General features: G+C 43.4%; 19 protein-coding genes and 1 pseudogene. 14 read left to right on the top strand and 6 right to left on the bottom strand.

All coding sequences use genetic code 11. The features are described from left to right. Positions 1–76 precede the first annotated feature (76 nt). From L1028_RS17685 to L1028_RS17710, 6 genes are all read left to right on the top strand, one after another. The gene (locus L1028_RS17685; protein WP_480248028.1) at positions 77–799 is read left to right on the top strand and encodes an ABC transporter ATP-binding protein; all 723 of its coding nucleotides are present in this window, start codon (positions 77–79) and stop codon (positions 797–799) included. After that, a complete protein-coding gene (locus tag L1028_RS17690) occupies positions 796–1569 on the top strand; it encodes an ABC transporter permease (RefSeq protein ID WP_234536129.1) in 774 nt (257 codons plus the stop codon). The genes L1028_RS17685 and L1028_RS17690 overlap by 4 nt, the downstream gene beginning before the upstream one ends. Next, positions 1566–2333 carry an ABC transporter permease gene (locus tag L1028_RS17695; RefSeq protein ID WP_234536132.1) on the top strand — a complete coding sequence of 256 codons (768 nt, stop codon included), beginning with the start codon at positions 1566–1568 and terminating at the stop codon, positions 2331–2333. The genes L1028_RS17690 and L1028_RS17695 overlap by 4 nt, the downstream gene beginning before the upstream one ends. A gap of 163 nt (positions 2334–2496) precedes the next feature. Then, the gene (locus L1028_RS17700; protein ID WP_234536135.1) at positions 2497–2730 is read left to right on the top strand and encodes a hypothetical protein; all 234 of its coding nucleotides are present in this window, start codon (positions 2497–2499) and stop codon (positions 2728–2730) included. A gap of 530 nt (positions 2731–3260) precedes the next feature. Then, a complete protein-coding gene (locus L1028_RS17705) occupies positions 3261–3557 on the top strand; it encodes a zinc-binding dehydrogenase (protein ID WP_234536138.1) in 297 nt (98 codons plus the stop codon). 107 nt (positions 3558–3664) lie between these two features. Continuing rightward, on the top strand, positions 3665–3922 hold the full coding sequence (locus L1028_RS17710; RefSeq protein WP_341482561.1) for a hypothetical protein: 258 nt from the start codon (positions 3665–3667) through the stop codon (positions 3920–3922). Positions 3923–4020: 98 nt separating this feature from the next. On the opposite strand, the gene L1028_RS17715 is transcribed toward L1028_RS17710, so the two are convergent. Continuing rightward, positions 4021–4362, bottom strand: a complete 342-nt coding sequence (locus L1028_RS17715; protein ID WP_234536141.1) for a hypothetical protein — start codon at positions 4360–4362, stop codon at positions 4021–4023. A gap of 540 nt (positions 4363–4902) precedes the next feature. Here L1028_RS17715 and L1028_RS17720 point away from each other — a divergent pair. The 3 genes and pseudogenes from L1028_RS17720 (at position 4903) to L1028_RS17730 (ending at position 8764) form a co-directional block, all read left to right on the top strand. Continuing rightward, positions 4903–6449, top strand: a pseudogene (locus tag L1028_RS17720) (spore germination protein). Positions 6450–6474: 25 nt separating this feature from the next. Continuing rightward, on the top strand, positions 6475–7581 hold the full coding sequence (locus L1028_RS17725; RefSeq protein ID WP_234536144.1) for a spore germination protein: 1107 nt from the start codon (positions 6475–6477) through the stop codon (positions 7579–7581). Further along, a complete protein-coding gene (locus L1028_RS17730) occupies positions 7562–8764 on the top strand; it encodes a Ger(x)C family spore germination protein (protein ID WP_234536147.1) in 1203 nt (400 codons plus the stop codon). Before L1028_RS17725 ends, L1028_RS17730 begins: the two co-directional genes overlap by 20 nt. 1003 nt (positions 8765–9767) lie before the next feature. Here the strand turns inward: L1028_RS17730 and L1028_RS17735 are convergent. Both L1028_RS17735 and L1028_RS17740 read right to left on the bottom strand, forming a co-directional pair. Continuing rightward, positions 9768–10559: a Cof-type HAD-IIB family hydrolase gene (locus L1028_RS17735; protein WP_234536150.1), complete on the bottom strand. Its 792-nt coding sequence runs from the start codon at positions 10557–10559 to the stop codon at positions 9768–9770. 22 nt (positions 10560–10581) lie between these two features. Next, positions 10582–11772, bottom strand: a complete 1191-nt coding sequence (locus L1028_RS17740) for an MFS transporter (protein WP_234536153.1) — start codon at positions 11770–11772, stop codon at positions 10582–10584. 155 nt (positions 11773–11927) lie between these two features. Here L1028_RS17740 and L1028_RS17745 point away from each other — a divergent pair, with 155 nt between their 5' ends. Continuing rightward, positions 11928–12899: a LacI family DNA-binding transcriptional regulator gene (locus tag L1028_RS17745; protein ID WP_234536156.1), complete on the top strand. Its 972-nt coding sequence runs from the start codon at positions 11928–11930 to the stop codon at positions 12897–12899. Positions 12900–13534: 635 nt separating this feature from the next. Here the strand turns inward: L1028_RS17745 and L1028_RS17750 are convergent. From L1028_RS17750 to L1028_RS17760, 3 genes are read right to left on the bottom strand one after another with little or no spacing between them, the layout of a single operon-like run. Continuing rightward, the gene (locus L1028_RS17750) at positions 13535–14545 is read right to left on the bottom strand and encodes an alpha/beta hydrolase family protein (RefSeq protein ID WP_234536231.1); all 1011 of its coding nucleotides are present in this window, start codon (positions 14543–14545) and stop codon (positions 13535–13537) included. 26 nt (positions 14546–14571) lie between these two features. Beyond that, complete coding sequence (locus L1028_RS17755) at positions 14572–15198, bottom strand: GNAT family N-acetyltransferase (protein WP_234536175.1); 627 nt, start codon at positions 15196–15198, stop codon at positions 14572–14574. After that, positions 15195–15992 (bottom strand): helix-turn-helix domain-containing protein, encoded by a 798-nt coding sequence (locus L1028_RS17760; protein WP_234536178.1) that lies wholly within the window; start codon positions 15990–15992, stop codon positions 15195–15197. The genes L1028_RS17755 and L1028_RS17760 overlap by 4 nt, the downstream gene beginning before the upstream one ends. Positions 15993–17149: 1157 nt before the next feature. On the opposite strand from L1028_RS17760, the gene L1028_RS17765 reads away from it, so the two are divergent. The 4 genes from L1028_RS17765 (at position 17150) to L1028_RS17780 (ending at position 23542) form a co-directional block, all read left to right on the top strand. Further along, positions 17150–17860: a metallophosphoesterase family protein gene (locus tag L1028_RS17765; protein WP_234536181.1), complete on the top strand. Its 711-nt coding sequence runs from the start codon at positions 17150–17152 to the stop codon at positions 17858–17860. Between the two features lie 280 nt (positions 17861–18140). Beyond that, complete coding sequence (locus L1028_RS17770; protein WP_234536183.1) at positions 18141–19322, top strand: polysaccharide lyase 6 family protein; 1182 nt, start codon at positions 18141–18143, stop codon at positions 19320–19322. 21 nt (positions 19323–19343) lie between these two features. Then, complete coding sequence (locus tag L1028_RS17775) at positions 19344–21698, top strand: AraC family transcriptional regulator (protein ID WP_234536186.1); 2355 nt, start codon at positions 19344–19346, stop codon at positions 21696–21698. A 173-nt stretch (positions 21699–21871) separates the two neighbouring features. Beyond that, positions 21872–23542, top strand: a complete 1671-nt coding sequence (locus tag L1028_RS17780) for a type 2 periplasmic-binding domain-containing protein (RefSeq protein ID WP_234536189.1) — start codon at positions 21872–21874, stop codon at positions 23540–23542. Positions 23543–23693 lie beyond the last annotated feature (151 nt).

A 23693-nucleotide genomic window follows, 5' to 3' on the forward strand; every position in this document is an offset into this window, starting at 1 on the left:
TTAACCCAGAAGTAAACAGCATGATAACCGAGATGTAACTTTGCTTCTTTAAAATTAGAACCATAACAGAAAGGAAGTGTTATGGTTGCTTACAATTAATAACTTAGTCAAACATCGCGGAAATCAAGAAATCTTATCAGGTATCAGTTTTAAAGCTAGACCAGGTAGAGTAACTGGTTTTTTAGGTCCAAATGGGGCAGGTAAAAGTTCTACACTTCGCATCCTACTTGGATTAGATCGTGCCACCTCCGGGAGTGCACTAATTAATGGAAAGCCATTCACAGAATTACATAATCCTCTAACAACAGTAGGTGCCGCACTTGATGGATTTGGAGCTCATCGTATGCGAACAGGACGGGCACATTTGCGTTGGATTGCTCGTGCCGCAGGATTGTCTAACTCACGTGTCGAGGAAGTTTTAGAAATCGTAGGTCTTACTAATGCCGCTGGTAAAAGAGTTGGGAAGTATTCCCTTGGTATGGGGAGAAGACTTGGCATAGCAGCCGCACTACTTGGTGATCCAAAAATATTGATTTTAGATGAACCCGTAAACGGGCTCGACCCGGAAGGAATTCGGTGGATTCGGACATTTTTACGTGAGCGTGCCCAGTCTGGAAACACGGTGTTACTATCCAGTCATCTTATGGGAGAGCTTGCAGAGACGGTTGATGATGTGGTGATTATTAAGCATGGAACAATCGTTGCAGATGGAACATTAGAAGAAGTTATAGCTAACCATTCCACGCTAGAGGAAGCCTTTTTTGCCCTGACATCTGAAAATGCAGGTGATGTTGTATGAGAGCATTCAACGCGGAACTATCCAAAATGTTCTCCCTGCCGGGCATTTGGCTTGCCTTTCTTCTTGGAGCAATTGCCCCAGCGGTCATTGCTGCCTTGGACAGCATAGCACAAAAAGAGGAGATTATAGCTGGAGTTGGCACTCGGCTATCGGAAGTTGGCTATATTGGATTAGTTCTTGGTGTGCAAGGTGTCATTATTCTTGGTGTGCTTGCTGTCAGCAGTGAGTATTTGACAGAGAGCAGTGAATCTGGTGGGGGACAACAGATTACAACAAGTTTAACTGTTGTTTCATCCCGATTTCATTTTTTGCTGGCAAAAGCAGGCGCTGTGACAGTGATCAGCATAATGCTTTGTATTATTGCTATTACGACAACAGTGTCAGCAACGCATCTTATTCTTGGTGAATATGCCCCTACATTTGAATGGTCTAGACTTATCGGTGCAGTTTGTTACTGGACATTTACTGCTCTTTTAGCACTTGGGATTACTTTGCTAACCAAAAATGGCATCATCCCGCTTGCTGTACTCATGATAAATTCATCCGTTGTATCCTTTAGTGTCCTGCTTTATAGGGTTACAAAGTTGGCATTTTACTTACCGGATAGGGCTGGTGCAGAAATGTTTATGTTTACAAGTGATACGTTCACTGGCAGTTTATTCGACAGATATCACACCCCGTTCACAGGTGGTTTAGTCATGTTTGTCTGGGTAGTCGTTATTTTCATTGCTGCAGCTATTGTATTCCATAGGAGAGACGTTGCATCATGAGTGTCTCATCTAGTAGGAAGATAACACAAATCCTTGGTGCTGAACTGGATAAATTAGTTACATTACCCTTGATAGGTCTCACTCTTATGGGTACATTCATTCTAAATTTAGTTTTAGCTGCAGCTTTTACTTCTGCTGGTCTACAAGGTGCATCAGGAACGCAAAATATACTGAATATAGGACTTGCTTCTATGGGATATCTTCAAGCAGGGTTCATCATTCTTGGTATAATAGCTACTTGTTCGGAGTATACAGGTGGACAGATTCGAACTACTTTAACTACGATACCTTGGCGTGGGTTTCAATTATCTACGAAGCATTTGGCATTGGTGATTATCACCGTTCCTGTGGCGTTTATTATTGCTGCATCAGGTGTACTATATACCTTTATCATGATGAAAGACACAGCAGTAGTGATTGAAATAGACACAATGATAACAACATTAGTAGGTGCAACAGGCTATCTAACATTAACCACACTTCTCAGTGCAGCTATAGGTGCTTTATTAAGACGAACCACTCCTGCTTTAGTGGTACTGTTTGGTTATTATTTCATTGTCAGTCCATTGACGAGAGTTTTTCTACCTGGTATTAAAAATTATTTAAATTATTTTCCGGGTACGGCAGGATCTTATATGTATATGCCGTCTTCTTCCGATGAAATAAATGTTCTTACACCAATGCAAGGGACAGGTATTTCAATGTTATGGACACTGGTCTTTATTACAGTAGCTATTGTATTTTACTGTAAACGAGATGCCTAAGTTTAGGTTTCATCATTTTGAGAAGATAAGGAAATGAATTTGCCCCTGTGGATAAGGATTGGCTTAAACCGATTTATGAAGAGGGAAAGCAAGAAATAGCTCAGGAGGACCAGAAAGTCTAGGAGGTCCAGGAGGTCTAGGCCAAAGTTCCGGAGGTGAAGCTGTGACCTACAAAACCGTTCAGGATTCTATCGACTCACTTAATTCAGATGGGGTATGGATTACTTATGATGCGAATACAAATAAAACAAAAATAACAAAGCATAGAAGATTTCGTAACCGATTGAAAATGTTAATAGTGTTGATTTTGCAACGGTCTGGGTACAGTCGCATACAACAGCTGAACGTACTGGAACCAGCACGGATAATTTTTTTGCCTGGGTTAACGGTTGTTTAAATAATTTACGTAAGTCACTCGAACATAAATCCTTTAACCATATGGGTTAAGGGATTTGTGTTCATTTGTTCTAGGAACATGAAGAATGCTATTCGTAATATGAAATCTTACACCACCTAGGGTGCTATGAAAGTAAATTTACGCTGATAAGTATGTGGCCAGGTTCCTTATGTGGGCATGAGAATAACAGGGATGGGGACGGGGGAGTACCAGTTATTGGATCGTGTCGGTGGATAAGAACATAGTCCCATTAGAGCCGCCACGCGCGGGTTTGCTGTTTTAAGGGACCAAGCTCTTGTCCTTTTCTCTGGCCAAGAACTTGGTCCCTGTGCCGATATTATATTTATCTAATCAGTAAAAATGCTGAGAAACATTCGTAATATTATCCCTTATAAAAATACCCGGTCATGGAAAAAGATTGCTAGAATCAACCGTGAAGTGCTCAGCGAATGCTTGGGGGATCATCCACTATGTGAATGGTTAATTGGATGATTTCTTTACAATCGTCAGTGGTAATCCACAAGCATTACGTGATTGATACCTTGGGACCAAGCGAATTTGATCATGAACTTTCCATTATAAAACAGGTGGTCGCCTTCTTTCTTTGCGAACCGGTCCTAACAAACGATTCGCCGAGGCAATTTCAGTATCATTTCATTTTTGTTCGCAGTGATGGAGAACAATTAAAAAGAATTACAAAAATTATTGAAGAAAACGGGATTGTTCCAGCGGTGGATCCCACAGAGTACCATATTGAAGATATTAACAAAGCTCTGAACCTCGTAGCCACAGGACATCCCAAAGGAAAAGTCATTATCCAATTTTAAAGAGAGTCCCAGCAGATATTGCAAAAAAAAGGGAAACGGAAGGCGTATAGCCTTCTGATGATGGTCAAGGATACCTATGGTCACCTGGGACTTATACCGAACAGTATATAAAAGGGTGGAAAAAGGTTACGGATGCGGTACATGAAGCAGGTGGAATTATGTGCATCCAATTAATGCATGCCGGTCGTATGTCACATCCTGCCATCGTCGAAGAGATTGGAGCAGAAAAAACCGGTTTCCGTATTTCACCAGGGACACCTCTTGGGAGAATTCAAGATGGGGAACAAACAAGGTCCAGAACCGTATCTCTACCTTGTAAAAGAGTTAGCTATACTTCCAATTGTTCGGTGAAAATAAAGTATTAGACTTTAATCAAATTTCACAAAATGCCCATCGAGCTTTATCGATTTAAGCCAAAACAAAAAGAAGCTCTGAAACAACAGAGCTTCTTTTTGTTTAACGATCATTGGTTGGTGAAACCTAAACCCGTACTTGCTTGATTTGCATAGTTTTGGTTATATCCGATATGTGCGTTGTTATTACTCATGAAATTATTGGAGTTACTCTCGATTTGGTTACACACTTGAATCATTGATTGTAATTGCTGAATAGCAACCTGATGTCCTTGTAGTGCCGATTGAATCGTATTAGCAGCTTGTCTTTCACGTTGAGCTAATTGATCTAACTGATGAGCATTTTGCTGTTCTTGTTGAAGCAACCGTTGGTAATTCTGACTTGCCTGCTCCGTTTGATGAATTAGCTGTTGAATAGAGTTTTTAATTTGTTGCGTGGATTGGTATGTCATTTTATTACCTCCTTTGTATTTTTAAATCTTAGATTAGATTGGTTAAATCAATATGAAATTAAACATGTAAATTTTTGCCTCGATTGCAAAAGTCAGATACCGTTTCTTTTATCAAGGATAATATGGTACTTGAAAGTGTACATAAACATTCATCTTATCTCCTCTCCTTTTGTTAAATATTTAAGTTTAATCCAAAAAGGCTAATCCTAGTTCTTGAAAATAATCTGCACGACCTGCAATGAGACGTTTTATGTTTAAACTGCTGTTACTCAGATAATAATGGGTTATAGAAGGAGTTTATATCCGATGTTTTACAAACTTCAATATGGTTTTTGTATATGAACATTCAATAGGAGACTACCTAATGTTGGCCTAACAGGGTGATTAAAATGTGGAAAGTTTTAGTTTCATACCTTCCGGAATGGAAAGTTTTTATGCAGGGTTTTATCGCATTTTTCATTCCGTATATTATTTCAAGATTTTTTAATTGGATTAGTACTTCAAAGAGGATTAATGAAAATGAAATGGTGGAAATAAAAGATGAAACAAAAACTTGATTTTGATAATCAAAAAAAGAAAGGATCGAAGTCTTCTCAAGAAATATCAGAGCATTTTATAAGTGATTTCACCTTAGATCTTGAACTTGTGAGGAAAAAAATCGGTCATAACTCGGATGTAAACTTTAGAGAGTTTCACATAGGAGGAACAGGCGTTTGCGCAGCAGTCATTTTTGTTGACGGGTTATCTGATAAAGAGCTCATCGAGAAACACATTATGAAATCACTTATGGTAAGTTTTTCTGAAAAATACAACCAGGAGTCACCTTTTGTGAAAGGGGACATTTCAAAAGAGTTTATTAAAAATCAAATCCTTTCCATTAGTGAATTAACAGAAGTACATGACTTAAATGATTTGGTGTCCAAAGTATTAACAGGATCGACAGCATTGTTAGTTGATGGAGTGCCGAATGTGCTAATTCTCGGTACAACCAAAGGGAAATCACGAAATATTGAAGAACCAGTTTCGGAGGTATTGGTTAGAGGTCCACGGATAGGATTCACAGAAACTTTAAGCGATAATACTGCCCTTTTGCGACAGCATGGTGATAATCGTGACTTATCAATCATCAATTTTCAAGTTGGACTGCGTACAAAAAAAGAACTGGTCATCGCCTATATCCAAGACATTGCTGACCCTAATTTAGTCGAAGAGGTTAAGGACAGAATCAAAAAAATAAATATTGATGATGTACCGGAATCAGGCTATGTAGAACAACTCATCGAAGATAATTACCTCAGTCCTTTTACACAAGTACAGAGTACGGAGCGTCCCGACCGAGTTTATAGTGCCTTGACGGAAGGACGAGTGGCGATCTTGTTAGATGGGACGCCATTTGCCTTGATCGTTCCGGTTACATTTAGTATGCTGTTGCATTCACCAGAAGACTATTATGAGCGTTGGTTACCTACTTCTCTCCTCCGCCTATTACGTTATTTTGCCGCTTTTATTTCTCTTTTTGGACCTTCCTTGTACATTTCATTTGTATCGTTTCACCAAGGATTAATCCCAACCAAACTAGCCTTATCTATCATGGGAACGAGGGAAGGAGTTCCGTTTCCCGCAATAATAGAAGCACTGATAATGGAAGTAGCCATCGAAATTTTTCGGGAAGCAGGGCTTCGCTCACCTAAGCCTATTGGCCCGACAATTGGGATTGTCGGCGGGCTGGTCATTGGGGAAGCTGCCGTACAAGCAGGGATTGTCAGCCCATTTATGGTGATTGTAATGGCATTAACTGCCATTTCTTCCTTTGCCATCCCTCAATATAGTGCAGGGATTACTTTACGTATGCTTCGTTTTGTAGCCATGTTTTTCGCTGCTATATATGGATTATACGGGGTTGTTCTGTTTTTCCTTTTCGTTTGCAGTCATTTGGTGAAGTTGAAGAGTTTTGGTGTGTCTTATATCGGTCCGATCGTTCCTTATCGAGTAAGTGATTGGAAAAACTTTATGGTTCGTATACCACTTATGATGAAGAAACGCCGTCCATGATAATGTATACGAAAGATTCCATTCGCAAAGGATAGTCGCTATGAAAGGAAATAACCAACCATGATAATCAGTTCAAAAGATCGAATTACAACTTCACAAGCAGTTGTTATCCTCGTCAACTATATTCTTGCAGCGGGGATTCTCACCCTGCCCCGAGTATCAGTGGAAAAGGTGAAAACGCCAGATGTTTGGATTAGCGTTTTTTTAGGAGGGCTGATCGCAATGATCGCAGGTGTAATCATCGTGAAATTAAGCCAGCAATTTCCGGGAAAAACTTTTTATCAATACTGCCAAGAAATTGTGGGTAAATGGGTGGGCGGGGTCCTTAGTTTAGTTATTATTGGTTACTTTTTTACAATTTCAGCATTTGAAGTCAGAACAATGGCAGAAGTAACAGGTTTTTTTTTGCTGGAAGGTACTCCCACCTGGGGTATCATCCTGCCGTTTTTGTGGGTAGGCTTCTATCTGATCATAGGGGGGATAAACCCGATCGCCCGTATGTTTGAAATAATATTCCCTATTACGATCATCATTTTTTTGCTGGTTACCTTTATGAGCTTAGGAATATTTGAGATAGATAATCTTCGCCCGGTTTTAGGTTTGGGAATGCTACCCGTGTTAAAAGGGATTAAGACAGCCTCACTCGCATTTTTAGGTCCTGAAATTATGTTGCTCCTTGTAGCGTTTTTGAAACAGCCTGACAAAGCCGTAAAAGTCGTTCTAGTTGGGATATCCATCCCTTTGATCTTTTACGTTTTAACCGTTGTAATGGTAATAGGAGCCTTATCTGTGGACGGAGTGGTCACAAGGACATGGCCTACACTTGATCTTATGCGAAGTTTTGAAATCACCGGTTTAATTTTCGAACGATTTGAGTCTTTGTTGCTTGTGATTTGGATTATGCAAATATTCGCAACATTTACCATCACCTACTACGCGGCTGCGTTAGGGCTAGCTCAACTCTTCAAAAAGAACATCAAACCATTTATATATGGCTTGATACCGATTATTTACATCATTGCTATGTTTCCGAAAAATATCAATGATCTATTTAAACTTGGCGATAGAATTGGTAACGTCGCCATATTTTTATTTGGCGTCCTGCCACTAATCTTACTTTCAATTTCGAGATTGAAGGGTGAAAAGCATGAAACTAAGTCATCATAGTGTGCGGTTATTTTTGGTTCCGCTGATATTTCTTATACTCCTGCCTCTTTCAGGATGCTGGAGCAGTAAAGAAATTGAAAGCTTGGGCCTAGTTGCAGGTACTGCGATGGATTTAGAAAAAGGAGGGGGTGTTGGGGGAGAGCTGGAACAAGAAGACAAGTATTCTAATAGAGATCTGTTTATTATAACTAATCAATTTGTCACCTCAGAGACAACTGGAACTGTAACAAAAGGAGGTGCATCACAACAAAAGGCTTACAAAAACGTTTCAGAAACGGGCGATGCCATCCTTACCACTTTACGTAATATGATATTGAGAATCGACAAACGTGCTTTTGCTGAACATTCAAAAGTGATTGTCATTGGAGAGGATCTTGCACGTACTTTGAATCTGCAACAGATTTTGGATTTTTTTCTTAGGGAAATGGAGATAAGACCAAGTGGCTACATTCTAATCGCTAAAAACCGTGCAAGTATAACATTAGAATCGAAGGAACCAAAAGACATTCCAGCATATCAACTCGTTGAGATTATACAAGGTCACAAAAGAACCACAAAGATTTTACCTCCTATGATACTGGCCAAATTAGAGGGAAAGTTGCATTCAGGATCCAGTTTTCTTTTGCAAAATGTGATCTCGGCGAATGGGAAAAATAAATTTTCAGGAGCTGCCGTGATTGAAGGAAAGACAAAAAAATTGCGTGGTTTTTTGAATGAACAGGAATTACAGGGCTTAACCTGGATAACCGGAAAGGGGAAAGGCGGCTTAGTAGAAAGCTTTGATGAAGAGACAGGTCAGCCAATTATATACGAAGTATTGAAAATGAAAAGTAAAATTATACCTTATGTTGATGGAGACAGCATCTCATTTAATATAAAAATCGAGTCTGAAGGAAGAATTGCTGAAAATTGGGTTATTTCGGAGGATGCATTTAAAAATGAATTTCTAAAAAGAGCTGAAAAAACTGCTGAGAAAATGGTGGAACTTTTAGTAAAAAATGTATTAGAAAAATTACAACAGGAATACAAAGCAGACGTTTCCGGGTTCGGAAATAAATTGAGAATTGAGTACCCTTATGTATGGGAAAAGGTCAAAAAGGATTGGGATCAAACATTTAGTAAAGTTCCGATCAAGTATGAGGTAAAATTAACCATCAAAGACTATGGAACGGTAGGTAATTGATGCCTCATATTCAATAACTACTGGAACACTACTCCGACCTTATTTTATTAAGTGTGATCATGGTTGTTGGTCATACTTCACACGATTGATGTTTAAGAACACAACTGCGTCTAGGACGGGATATAGCCCTAAACAACAGCTTCGACCTGAGGATAATGTCACGTATCTTAAGCAAGACTACCAGTTCTCCACAGAATGTAAAAATCCAGTGGGGAAGCCAAAACTTTAACGTTACCACCATTCCAGGTAAGTCCGCTATGACATACAAATGGCATGGGAAGGTCTCCTAGACATAAAAGGTGATAAAGAAGAAGCAGCGCATATCGCGACTTCTTCTTTATGTGCGCCTAACATGTGCGCTATCTATATGGTTTAATTCCCGGAATGATAATAATTTGTTTAAGTTGCACACGGAAACATTAGAAAAAAGATTATCTGCTAACAGAGAAATAGATTGCCATCAATAAACAAGAAATTTTACGTTTTAATTCGATAACCGTTTTGGCAGGGTGGGCTGCTGCCTGATGTTGATGTGACACGCGTCATCGAACTTGGCGATGAAATCCGCCGCAGAATCGAACAATCTATTGGCCAGACGGACGGAGAAGGACCCAAACATGTTGAACCCCGAATCACGTGATAATTATGGAGGATATCGCCCAAGGGGAAGTGCGGTCGGGCATAAAAAATTAGACCGGTTTGACATCATCGAAACCGATCTATTATGTGTAAGTTTCCTTTCCAGCGTGGAGAAGCCCGTGATCCGCAGTTTGGCTGCATACCACGTGGAATGATTCAAATGCTTGGGCAATGTTAGCATGGGCCATCATTTAATTCGGCAGCGGTTGATAATTAATCATCGGACCGCTGCTTTTTTTCTGCCGTTCTATCCCTGTCGCTTCATAAAATACGGATCGGTTGCAAACTTTATAGAAGAGTTGGTGGAGGGTGAAGACATCTTTACTTTATACAACGAATCCCATGGAATAGCTTCTTTTATTTATCATAATAGCAGGTCTATCGCATCCAGCACAGCTTCGGCATTATTCGAACCAATCTGATATTTCGCCGTCTTCTTCACGAGTTCACTCGCATGTTCCATCGCATAGCTATAATGTACATGCCTTAGCATTTCGACATCATTGCCACTATCTCCAAAAGCCGCCGTCTTATTGTTCGCAATCTGCCATCTTTGCTGAAGAAGCTGAATTCCATGCGCCTTGTGAATGCCCTTTACAATAATATCCACATCCTCATGACCGCACGATACGGCCGTAGCTTCCTCCCCTAACTCAAGCTTCAAGTTTACAAGTGCTTGATCCAGATCTTCAAGTGGAAAACGAAGGGCAAATTTAAATAATTGATCCTCAATAGACGTTAAATTCTCTACTCTCTGTAATCGATGGTAGTATTGTTTCGAATAATTATAATAGTCATCTGATTCATCATGCCGCATGTAAGCACTTTGTTTGCCGCATAATGCAATGTTCGCGGAAGGATAGTGTTTTAGCAACTCCAGAGTCTTCGCAATCGTTTCACTAGACATTCGACCTGTGAACACTTCCTCTTTCCCGTCTATAATATAAGCACCATTCTCCGCAACAAAAGCAATTTCATGCTCAATTTCAGGAAAAAACGACCGCAGCTGATAATATTGATTCCCGCTAGCCACAACAAACCGAATGCCTTTTCTTTTCATCTGCGCATACTGATCCAGAAAGCGATCTCGATTATAATCCTTGCGGTCATTCAGAAACGTGCCATCCATGTCTACGGCAATGATTTGTACATCCATGTTCAAATCCTCCCCTTATTCATTAATTTAAAGTCACGTCCGCTTGATTATGGTAGAATCTGCCGATACCTAGCAGCAGTATAATCAAATAGATCGCCGCAAAGCCAGCGATATACCACAGCGCAGACACCGTGCCTGAATGGTCCATCGAATATCCAATCAGTGCAGGGAAAACCGCGGCTCCGAACCCAGCAAAAGCTGTAACCAGACTGGTCACGAGACGCGTCATGCCGGGAAACGTATGATTCGCATACACCATCGTGATCGAATACACACCAGACATCGTCAACCCCATCATGATGACCAGGATAAAGCTGACGACAGTATCCCTCCATAACGCAAACATAACGATCGCCACGAGTGTACCAAACATACTCCAGCGTAAATAACTCGCATAATTTATTTTTCGAATAATCCAACCTGTAGCAGCCCTGCCAATCACCATCGCTGTCCAGAACAAGCCAATACTCAACGAGGCGTAGTAAGGGGTAACTTCTAAATGATTCAGGAAGATGGAGGACATGAAATGATTCAGACTCCCCTCAATCCCGCTGTACATGAAAATCAAGAAAACGAATGCGAAGAGAATGTACCGCTTCATCTGCTTGGTCTTGAACATCGGCGGCGGCGCAGTGTCGGCATCCAAAGATTCCGCGACTTCATTTCCCTCCTTGGCAAATGAAATGAAGGACCATATGACTGCCATAATGATCCCAAGACATGCCGTCACGAGGAAGGAATACTGCCAAACCTGATTCGCAATCAATACACTAGCGATGAGCGGCATACAGAGCGCACCGATCCCGAACGAGACCTCGAGATAACTCATCACCACAGCTCGACGGCCCACGAATATTTCCATCATCAATGTCGCAACAACGCACTCGATTGCTGCTGCACCTACACTATTCAAGAAATTTAATGCCACAACCCAGCCGAACGGCGGAAGTGACCATACACTGAACTGTGCAATCGCAATGACGATCGCAGAGAGAGCGAGTACATATTTTTCCTTCATTAACACTTTCATAAGCCATGCCGAAATTGGCACGCCCACAATAAATCCAACTGCACTCACGAATACCATCTGCCCGCCAACCGTATAAGATTGCTCATAGTGAGCGAGCAATTGCGGCATCACAGAACCGATCGTTGTAATGACAAGTCCTGCTAGAAAATACAATGAATACGAAGCGAACGCAAAGGTTCTCATGACTTAACCTCCTTCTAGAAATAGGGATCATTCTGCTGATATTTTCATTGTAAAGAATGAAATGCATTTCAAGTCAAGCATTCAAAACCATATTTCTAAAAAAGAAATCGGCATGTTACAATGATTCCAAATATGCAGAAAAAAGGGGGATCATTGTGGCGAATATCAAAGATGTAGCTAGAATGGCAGGTGTCTCGATTGCAACCGTATCCCGCGTTCTCAATGAGTACCCTTATGTCGCCAAAGACAAGCAAGAAAAGGTTAGGGCGGTTATGAAGGAATTGAATTATTCGGTGAATGGCAACGCGGTGAAACTAATAAAAGGAAAGACAAATACCATTGGTGTCATTGTGCCATATAACAATAACTCTTGTTATGATGAACTCATTAACGGCATTCTGAAGAAAGCGCATGAGTTGCATTATCAAGTTCTCTTGCTCCCTTCGTATTATGAGAACGTCATAGAAAGTGGCTATCTTACTTTATTGAAAAAGAAAATGATCGATGGAATCCTACTCACTTCGCATACACTTCATCATGAGCAGATCTTAGCCTTGTCCAAGTGGGGAAAAATCGTATGCTGCGAGGCTTGCCCCGTCGAGCTTGTCCCGTCTGTGTTCCCAGATCGATTCGCAGCGTATATCGAAGTCTTCACTTATTTGAAGAACAAAGGCTATAATCGTATACATTTCACATCAGGAAGAGATTTTCAATCGAGTCCTAGTACGCGATTACGTATTCAGGCGTTTCAAGAAACCATCACCGAAGCGTATGAAAATCAGTTCTTCGACCAGTGCTTCGACTATCAAGATGGAAAAAGAGTTGGCGACCTCATGTTTCGAAATTCGATCGTTCCGGATGCGATTTTTACAAATGGCGATGAAGTCGCTGCAGGAATTATAGCTTCCGCCCAGACCCACGGCTACAGTTACCCGCAAGATTTCGAGATTATTGGCGAGGAGAATACGCCTTTAAGTGAAATATTAGGTTTCCCAAGTGTGGATTATCATCAGACTGCAATTGGCGAGCAAGCCGTCTCGCTATTACTAAGCGATGAATATGCCCGAATTCAGATTCGACATCAACTCAACTTCAGAGCTCGAACAGAAGCGAGTGCGTTGTCCTGAATGTGCGCGAAGTTCACTCCTACCTACACCATAAAGAAGCCATACCCTTGAGGGAATGGCTTCTTTGTGGTTGTTCGAACTCCATGAATGTCACAAAGGAGGAAGGGGAGCTTGTGGAGCAAATCGAACAATTTCTAATGAAACTTCATGAATGCATGGTGGGTGAGATGAAAAAAAATAAAGTCGATTGCCTGTCTTCATTCCACTTGATATACAGTTCGGTTATTTTTTAAAATGAAAATGTTTAAAGACTGTGTAATTGATAATCAAATGGCTGATAAAGTTAAATTGGTTTGGTTACCTCTGAGAAAACGCTTGTTTTTGATTTCCATTTTCTGTTTTTCGCAAGTTGTTCTTTAGATATAGGCTCTTGCAAATGAAAGCAGCGGCCAGGGCATAGGCTTCTGCGAAAAAGAATGGGGCACGTATGCCCAATTCGTCTATAAACCCGCCAAGCACGGGACCAATGATGAACCCTAAACCAATCACAGTGCTTGATATCCCATGATTTTAGCTCTATTCTAATGAAGTGCTATCCGCGATAAAAGCAGTTACTTTCCCACTCATTACCTTATATTCATAAATTAGGAACTGTATTGAAATGTAATGTTCAAAACGCTACTTCACTAAGTATGTTACTTTGATTGCGGATTTTTAAGAAACGTTTCCATTTCATCCAAATATCCTGGCACCGTAATTTGCCGGGGCGCGAATATACTTATCATCAAAGCTCGAAAATCTGAATCCGCCGTTTTCGTACTTATCATCCTATGTTCCGTGTCATGGAAGACGGTTACCGTCAATAATTCGGGCGGTACGATGCCGCGATATACTTGCTCCGTCTCTTTCGAATCTACATTTATATCTTTGTCACCTAATAGCAGCAACACAGGGGAGCGGAAAAGGCGAAGATCATCGGTTGCATCTGACAAAAAGTTTTTGCTGACAAAAGCCCAACGCTCTTTTGACATCGCATCTTTTTTGCCAACTAGCTGCAAGTATTCGACATAAGACGCATTTTCCCTTAAAAGTTTCCGTACTTCCATGTTCTTTGCCACTGTTTGTTCAATGTCAGCTTCTGCATAACCATCGTGTTGCATTTGCATACGAGTGTTGTACTCCCCTTGACTCGACCAGTTAATGGCAGGTGCTACAAGTATACTAAAAGCAAGCGGTTCTTTACCGGCCAGTTTTGGAATAACCCATCCTGCTTGACTTGCACCCCACGTTCCTATTTTTGTTGCGTCAATCATCGGCTGTGTTTTTGCCCAGGCGATAGCCTGACGCGCTTCTTCCACGCGATCATCGATACTTTGATCCAGCCAATTTCCTTCAGAGCCGTTAATGCCACGCTTGTTCAGCGACAAGGAAGCGTAACCAGCGGAAGCTAACCGCTCCCATAGCGGCTTATAGCCCTCATCGAGGGAGGCATCAACGGGTCCGTCACCATGAATAAACAATACTAATCCCAGTTTGTCCGTATAGTTTTTAGGAAGTACAAATGTACCGGTCAATTTACCTTGGGGCGTCTGGATTTGAACAGCTTGCTCAACCATATCAAAGCTGTGTTGTTTCAAAATATAAAGTCCTGCACCGCCAAATAGCATGACGATAATCAATATAGAAATGGTAATTTTCTTTTTCATCATATTTCTCCTCTGAAAGATTCGCTTTATTTCAACTTCATCAACATATAATCCCACTTCGATTCATTGAATAGCAAATGACGCACTAAGCTATTGTTTTGTAAATGAGTCTGGAATGTCAGAAGCTCGTATAGATGCTTGGCACGTGGGTTACTACCTACGACGTGTAAGCTCAGCACATCTAGGTGTGGCTCCGTTTGCACAAACTGCTGCGCCCACTGTAATAATAACTTTCCGACCCCCTTGCTTCGATGGTCCGGATGGACAACAATGTCAGCAATATAACATTCTCCAGCCTGTGGTTTATGATCTAATAAAGATAATCCGATCAACATTTTAACCAGGTTCCATTTTCCTAACCTATTGAAGCTTTTCCACGAAGGAAGTTTTTGCTTTTGCTTCATATCATATTCGGGCTTCCATTTGATAGAAATCGTACCGATCACTTCTCCATCCTGCAAGGCGGCCATTCTTTGACCTGCCGGTTCGGTGGGGAAATGTTCAAACAGCTTTTCGAAAAAAAGAGCGAGATCGTCATCATTCATGCTCGTCAGGGTTTGGAATTTTCCGCGAAACCCGTGAACAAGCAATCGGCTGACCTGGGGATTGTACTTGGCCTGCATTGGTTCGATTGTTATTGGCGCTATCGTCATGTTCGATTTCCCTTTTCGGAATTAGCAGACGATTCGATCAAGATTTGTAACTCGTAATGCAACTCGTTCTTGCTAAATAATGATAAATAGGATCTTTCAATAAGGAAAAGGGGTCCCGCTAGGGTATATGATTGCGCAGCAGCATAGTCGTACAACTGTTCAATCATTTGTTCAAGCTCTTCTTCATCATTAACGAGGGACTGTATCGAAAGGTAATTTCCCTCAGGCAAACAAATGTCACCAGGCCAATGAGTTTGAGTTTCCAGGCATAAGATAGTTATGCTCGAATCATCGTATATATAATGAATGTCCGATTCGAACAAATTCGGAACATGCTTCGCTTGTTCAGCCAACAGTTTGGCATTAGGCTTAGTGTGTGAGTCCATTTCAATCCAACGTGCAAAATAGGTAGTGTCACGCCACTTTATTTGATAGTGGTTGGACTGCGAATTAAAGTTTTGCTGTTCCTGCAAAACTTTTTTGATGAACTGTTGAAGCTCTTTGAGCCGTATCAGCTCCGCATCTACTTCCCGCAAGGAATGATGAAGAAGCTGTCGATATTGATCTGCAGAATAGGAGGTCATACAATCTTTTATGGATTGAACAGACACTCCCAGCTTGCGAAGCAATAGAATATGTGATAACTGATATATTTGATCGATGCCGTACATTCTATATTGATTGTTATCTGTATAAGCGGGCTCAAGAACTCCCTTCTCTTCAAAATAACGAATTTGATGAACAGAGACGTTCATAACGTTGGCTAATTCACTAATCGTAATTTCACTCTTCATAAAAACTCACTCCTAACGCTTGGAATACCTCAACGATACACCTTAGGTCAGGCCTAAGGTCAAGGGGTTGTATAAAAATTTTTATTTAACCAGATCATTCAGGTAGATGAAGTGAGAGTAATTTGAATGAAATTTAGCAACGGATGTGGGAGCTCGAACACATAATTATGACTAAAGCTCATATTTTCGTAGGGGGATTTTTTTGGCAACCCTATTTCGAACAGGAAAAAACATTTTAAAATGTGGCTGATTTCTCAAAAAACGTTTGACAAATCAAACTGAAATCCATGATCAAATTTGTACATATGATATCTATCGTTTCGCTATTCATGGCAATCGAAAAATTTATTATGAGTAGTATCACCGTTCCTAAAGAAAATGCGATGAACGAAGCTGTTAAAGGTGTTTTTGAATAAGAACTTAAACGAGCATGGAGTCATTACAGGGAAATTACCGCAAAAAGCCAACATAGACCCTAGTCAAGTGATCAGTCTAGGTGTCGATTTTACAGCCTGCACTGTGCTTCCGGTACGAAGTGTCCATGACAAGGAGGTCAGATTTATTAAGTGTGGCAGCGGCTGTTCATCCAAACATACCGATCATATGAGTGACTTTTTAAGATTTGATGTCCATTCCAAAAATTGTAGATAAGAAGTTGGAATATTTGAGGGCGATTTTAGCTTTTGACGATTTATCAAGGTTCCATCTTTTTATATAAAGGAGGGAGAGTGTGCTCAACATATGGGAGAACACTTAAATCCGAAATGTCGGAGTGTTTGCTGGGGGTGAACCGGTTGAACATGAAATTAAAAAACGAAGCCTGATACGCAATGTCTACAGCCTGAATATTGTCCGAAGGCTAACGATTGACGGGAATGATCAAATAGGGTTATACGCAGGTTCTGTTACGGCCATTTCGTCACAACCAGCCACCAATTATATCCCGGCCAATGTTGTGGACGGCGTCGCTGCGCCGCAGTGGTTTGCGGACAGCACAGACACCCCCGACTGGGAAAGGCAGGCTGTATCCTTGGCGTCTGCCGCGGGAATCATTGAGGTGCGGGTGCGGGACCATTTCATGCAGGCGATACAGCTACGTGGGCGGATGTGGTGACGGTACTGCTGAGAATGTTGAATCTTAGGGAGTTGAATCGATTATGAAAGCTCTAATTATTTCGGATATTCACAGCAACGTCAAAACGCTGGAATCGATCCACAAGGCAGAATCCGACTGTGACGTGATTTATTGCGCGGGAGATCTTGTAGACTACGGGCCTTTCCCGCGGGAAGTTATCGAATGGGTGCATAAGAACGATGCGAATTGTGTTCGCGGCAACCATGACGACATTATTATCGACCTGTACCGAAACGGCAATAGCGGTCATGATGTGGCGGAGGATGAGATCAAGTGGGCGCATTACAATGCAAGGCTGCTCGGCGAAGCGGAAATTTCCTTCCTCGAAAGCATTCCGGTCTACCGCACATTCGAGATGGACGGCTATAGCTATACAATGCAGCATCTGTACGAAAACTATTTGACGATTGATAGCTTGCCCAAGTACGATGCTTTCTGGGCGGAACGCAACGAGAGGACAAATGGGACCGAAGAAGATCGCCGCATTATTTTCGGACATACACATCGCAGATGCATTCATTATTTGAGTGACGACAGTCTGTGGCTGAACCCGGGAAGCGTGTCCTACCGTCGTCGCGACGATCCGTCGAAAGAAGCGCACTATTTCACGATTACCGATGGCAAAATAGCGATGAAAAGTCTTGTCTATGACCGCACGCCTTTGCTCGAAGCGACACAAAAGTTGCGGTTGAAAGAAGAAGAGATGAAGGTTGCGTACTTCTTTTTCGGGTAAGCGGCGGGAGAGCAGGCAACAACATTGGGACGTATCCACGATTTGGTGTCGGGATACGTCCTTTCTCATTTATTGTACACCGGCAGGTTGCGATTTACAGCTTGCAAGGCGATAATTCCCGCTCATTTTGCGCCTCAGTTTACATTTTTATGATTGCTTCATTTTTTTACACTATGGCATGGGAAACGTATCTTTCATAATAGAAGTTGTGAAGTTGCGGATATGATCCTGCAGAGGCTGCGGATCATATCCGCCTATTCTATAGGAAGCAGGTGGGAAAATGACTACTATTTATTGGGTATCGAATAGCGACGAGTTGGCGGCAGCCATTGGCCGGGCAGAACCTGGTTCTTCGATCTTGTTGGCAGACGGTGTTTACGAACGGAATGAAGACTACATTATTGAAGACAAAGTAGGGTCGGACACCACAATATTAAGCATTCGCGCTGTAAATAAAGGAAAAGCGACGATCGCTGGAGAATCAAGTATACGCATCTTGAACTCTGCTTATGTAGAGGTATGGGGGCTGCATTTCCAGGTCGAGCAGCGCGAATCTATCATTCTAGACGGTTCGCGGCATGTGAGGATTGCGCGGAATAGATTTGAGCCGCGACAGATTGGGGCGGAGTATAGCCTGCTGTCTGTGATGGGAAGCGGCAGCGGCTGGAACCGGATAGAACGCAACGAGTTCGGGCCAAAGGCCGACCTCGGACCGCTCGTTATTTTTGATGGCGACGGTGAACAAATCTCGCAGCATGATGTCATTGAATATAATTATTTTCATCATATAGGCCCGCGTTTCGTCAATGGACTTGAAGCGATCCGGCTCGGCCTGTCCGGCATCTCTCTCTCGAACGGCTATATCACAATTCAACACAACCTGTTTGAAAATTGCGACGGAGAGCCCGAGATTATTTCGGTAAAAAGCTGCTATAATACAGTTCGGTACAACACGTTCCTTAACTCCGCCGGCCAAGTGACAGCGCGTCACGGACATGGAAATCGCTTTCATAATAATGTATTTATCGGCGATGGCGTGAAGGAAGAAATGGGTGGATTTCGCATTTACGGCAACGACCACCACATTTTTGATAACTATATGGAAAACTTGACGTTGGATGCGCTGCTCATTGACGGAGGCAACTACGATGGCGGATCGGACGGCTATCCCGAGGCGCCGACGCAGGAGGAACTGAGGAAACATTGGCGCGTCTATCGCGCCAGTGTAGTGAATAATACGATTGTCAATTGTCGTCACGGCATTACGCTCGGCAAGCGGATTCCTTATGCGCCGGAGCAATGTGTAATCGCTTACAATCGAATATGCGGCAAGGAGCAGCCGGCCATCTATGAATACCGGCCGTCTCCGGCGGTTTGTATTAACAATCATAAAGCGGATGTCGCGGATATTCGTTGTCCGGCTATTCTGACAAGAATTGACGTCGGTCCCGACTCCGACTAAAGCTAACATGGAGGAGAACCTATGGCCCAAACTCGAAACCGGTGGACAATCTATCTGAAGCAGCTCCGGCATAAAAATCGCAGCGTATATATGACCTGGATGCTTTCCTACGTCTCGGTGCTGCTCGTGCCCATTCTGATCAGCGGCGTCATATACGGCGCGACGCTGAACGTTGTAAAGGCTGAAATTAACCGTGCCAACCAATCTATTCTTCTTCAGATGGAGCAAGCCATAGATAGCCAGTTCAAAGGAATCGAGAATCTAAGCCTCGAGGTGAGCCTCAACAGGCGAATCGCAGCATTTATTTCGGCCGATACCAATCTGTCTGATTCGGACCACTACGATATATACCAAATCGCTAATGATTTGCGCGTATACGAAATCGCTAACGATTTTCTTGAAGGCATTTATATTTACTACAAAAATAGCGATACGGTCATCGCCCGCAACAACCGTATGAACATCGAAACGTTATACGACCATATTCGTCTTGAAGAGCATATGCCGTTCCAGTCGTTACGAGAATATTTTGACCAATGGTACATTAAAGGCTACCACTCCGTTGTTGTGTCTGAAGAGAATGAGTGGCGGCCTACGGTCATGTATGCCCAAAATGTGAACTCAACAATCATGAATCAACCTGGAGCTGTCTTGCTGTTCATGATTGACCGCAGCAAGTTGCTGGAGCAAGCTTCGGTGCCTGAGAAAGGTACGATCTTTATTCTGGATGAAGACAACCGGTTCATTGCGTCTACGGGTGAGTCGCTGTCGGAACCTGCTCTACTATACGGCGATATGTCGGAAGAATCGGGACAACTTGAGATCGAGACTGCCGGTCGCCGGCTTGTAGCATCCTACACAACCTCATCCATTACGGGATGGAAATATGTGATGACGCTGCCGGCGAACGTATATCACCAGAAGATGAACGTGGTAGAGCAATTGACGATCGCCAGCATCTTGCTTTGCCTTATTGTTGGCAGTGGCGTGACGTATTGGCTCCTCAAGCGGAACTACCTGCCGATCCATGCGCTGATCCAGAGCTTGTCGTTCAAGGCGGGGTTTACGTTTGATCGCGGCTCCAATGAATACTCCTTTCTGGAGCATGCGCTGAGCAGCACCTTCCATGAGAAGGAGGCGCTTCATTACAAGCTGAATCAGCATAACAATACACTCAGATCGCACTTTTTGCAGCGGCTGCTGAAGGGGCAACTCGACAGCCATATCCCGTTGCACGAATCGTTCTCAGCCTATGATCTGCGTTTCCCGCTGAGCGGATTTTCTGTTATTTTGCTGCGTATCGAGCATTTCGGCAAGTTCCATCGGAAGGATGAGGATCAGGTCCATAACAAGCGGTTGCTGCACTTCCTGATCGCCAACGTGGTCGAGGAGGTCGCGCGAAAGTCAGTAAACGCCTATACGGTAGAGCTGGACCAGGAGTTGCTCGCCTGCATCGTTAACCATCAGCTTGCATCGCCGGCGGAGCAGCGGGGGGAGCTGGGGCATATCGCGGAAGAAACGATGTCGTTCATCTCCAATCATGCCCATGTCCAGTTGACTGCTGCCATCAGCGCGCAACAGGAGGGCGAATATGGCATCTTCCAGGCGTTCCAGGAAGCGATCGAGGCGATGGAATACCGTATCATTGCAGGCAGCGGGGGCATTATTCATTATGGGGACCTGAGCGGCAACGACAACCTAGGGGCTGCTTCAGGTGGTTATTTTTATCCGCTCAAGGCCGAGCAGCAATTGATCGCTATGGTTCGCGAAGGGCAGCTCGATAAGGCGAAAGCGTTCGTCGGGGAGATCATTCAGAAAAATGTGACGACGGAGCCGTTTCCTTTTTATACAGCCAAATGTCTCATGTTCGATCTAATGGCTACGCTGCAAAAAGTAATCGGCGAAATCCGCATCGCGGGCAAGCCGGATATGCCTGACGGAGTGCGCGCCATCGAACGCCTGATGCAATGCCAGACGGTAGGGGAGATGCGCAGCCAGCTTTACGATATGCTAGAGCTTCTGTGCGGCTACGTTAATAATAACCGCGAATACTGCAGCAATCCGCTAATCGATAAGGTCATGAAATATGTCAACGAGTATTACCAGGACGAGAACCTGAACATTTCGATGATCGGGGAAGCCTTCTCCATGACGCCGTCGTATGTTTCCAAACTGTTCAGGGATCTTGCAGGCGAATCTCTGCTCGATTATATTAACAAGACGCGGCTGGTGCAGGCCAAATTGCTGCTTATCGGCGGGAAATATACGATCAGCGAAATATCGCTGAAGGTTGGTTACAACGATGTGAATACCTTCCACCGCATATTCAAAAAATTTGAAGGGATAACGCCCGGGCGCTACAGGGAAGTCAAGTAGCTCTAGGGCTTTTCTTTTCAAGAAAAAGTGGCAAACATGCGGTTTTGTTACCCTCATTTTTGAGAAATTGCAGTATATTTTAGGTTTTAATGATGGCTTGCAGCACCGGATTAACGTTATGTTGAAAGCGTATTCAAACCAACTTATTCGAGACGAAAAGAACGGAGGGCACAATGGCGAAAAATCGCAACGACAAGACTCATAAAAGGCTGCAGCTCACACTGGGGATCGCAATGGTACTTTCTTTGTTGTTAACCGCATGCTCCAGTAATGGGGGCTCCGGAAACAAGGATAAGACAGCGCCGACTCAAAGCGCCGTCAGCAATAAGGGCGGCGATGGCGTAAGCAAAGGCAACGAGGGATCGGATATGCCGGCGTATCCGCTGGATACGAAAGATACTTTCTCATACTGGGCTCCAATCAACGGAAACCTGATTACATTTACAACGAATCTGGCGGAAGCGCCGATCGGGAAGGCGATTGCAGAAGCTACCGGCGTGAAAGTGAACTACATCCACCCGTCCGAAGGTCAAGCTGAAGAGCAGTTTAATTTGTTACTGGCTTCCAGCAAGCTGCCGGATGTGCTGGAGTACGACTGGAGTATTTATCCGGGTGGACCGGAGAAGGCGATTTCAGACGGGGTTATCGTACCACTAAACGATTTGATCGACCAATATGCGCCTAACCTGAAGAAGATGCTGGAAGCTAATCCAGAGCTAGATAAAATGGTAAAAACCGACAGTGGACAATATTACGTCTTCCCGATGGTGCGTAACGAGGAAGGATTAGTCTTCCGCGGACCCATGCTGCGCAAAGATTGGTTGGATGAGCTAGGGCTGCAATTGCCTGTAACGGTAGACGATTGGCATAAGGTTCTGACGGCGTTCAAAGAGAAAAAAGGCGCCGTAGCACCGCTGACGGCTCTATACGCGAACAAAATGAATTTGCAGGACGCGTTCTTCGGCGCATACAAAACGTCGCATGGCTTCTATATTGACGACCAAGGCAAAGTGAAATACGGCCCGTTAGATCCACAATACAAGGATGTTATGACGTTGTTCCGCCAGTGGTATTCCGAAGGGCTGATTGATAAAGACTTCCCGATCGTCGAGCGCGACACGCTGGATAAGCGGCTTCTGAACGGCGAGTCCGGCGCGACTGTTTTCCTGCTGGGCGGCGGCATGGGCAAATGGCTGGAGTCCGGCAAAGCCCAAAATCCGGCCTTTGATCTTGTAGCGGCTCCTTATCCGGTATTGAAAGCAGGCGAAAAACCGTTCACCGGACAACGCGATTTCAAATATAACCCGAAAGCAAGCGCGGCCGTGACGACATCGGCGAAAGACCTGGAAACGATCGTAAAATGGCTGGACTTCGCATTTAGCGAGCAAGGAACCATGATGTACAACTTCGGCGTTGAAGGCGAAAGCTACACGATGGACAATGGCGTTCCGAAATTTACCGATATGATCGTAAAAAACGATAAGTACACTTCACAGCAGATGTTGGCGCAGTATACGGTTCCGAACGGTCCATTTCCGATGCATGAGCAAAAAACAACCAACACGTTCCCACAACAGGACGAGGCAGTCCAGATTTGGTCGGACACCGATGCGGCGAAACATATTTTGCCCGCGTTCATTACGCCTACTGTAGATGAGAGCAAAAAGGTAGCGCAAACGATGACGGCAATCAACACGTATCTGGAAGAAATGTTCATCAAATTTGTAATGGGCAACGAGCCGCTCGATAAGTTCGACAGCTTTGTGAAGCAGCTGGAAGATATGGGGATTCGCGATGTAATCGACATCTATCAAGGCGCCTTGGATCGCTACAACAACAGATAACTCCATGTATCGTCCCACGGCTGGCTGCAGGCTGCCGTGGGGCAAGGGAATGGTGCAGCCATCCCCTGCCGATAATGCTGGATGTGGATAGGAGGAGTAGGAGATGGCTCAATTGAAGCTGGGACGCAGCAAAGTCACGCATGTCGGTCGT

This window comes from Paenibacillus pseudetheri (genome assembly GCF_924513355.1).
Taxonomy (GTDB): domain Bacteria; phylum Bacillota; class Bacilli; order Paenibacillales; family Paenibacillaceae; genus Paenibacillus_AQ; species Paenibacillus_AQ pseudetheri.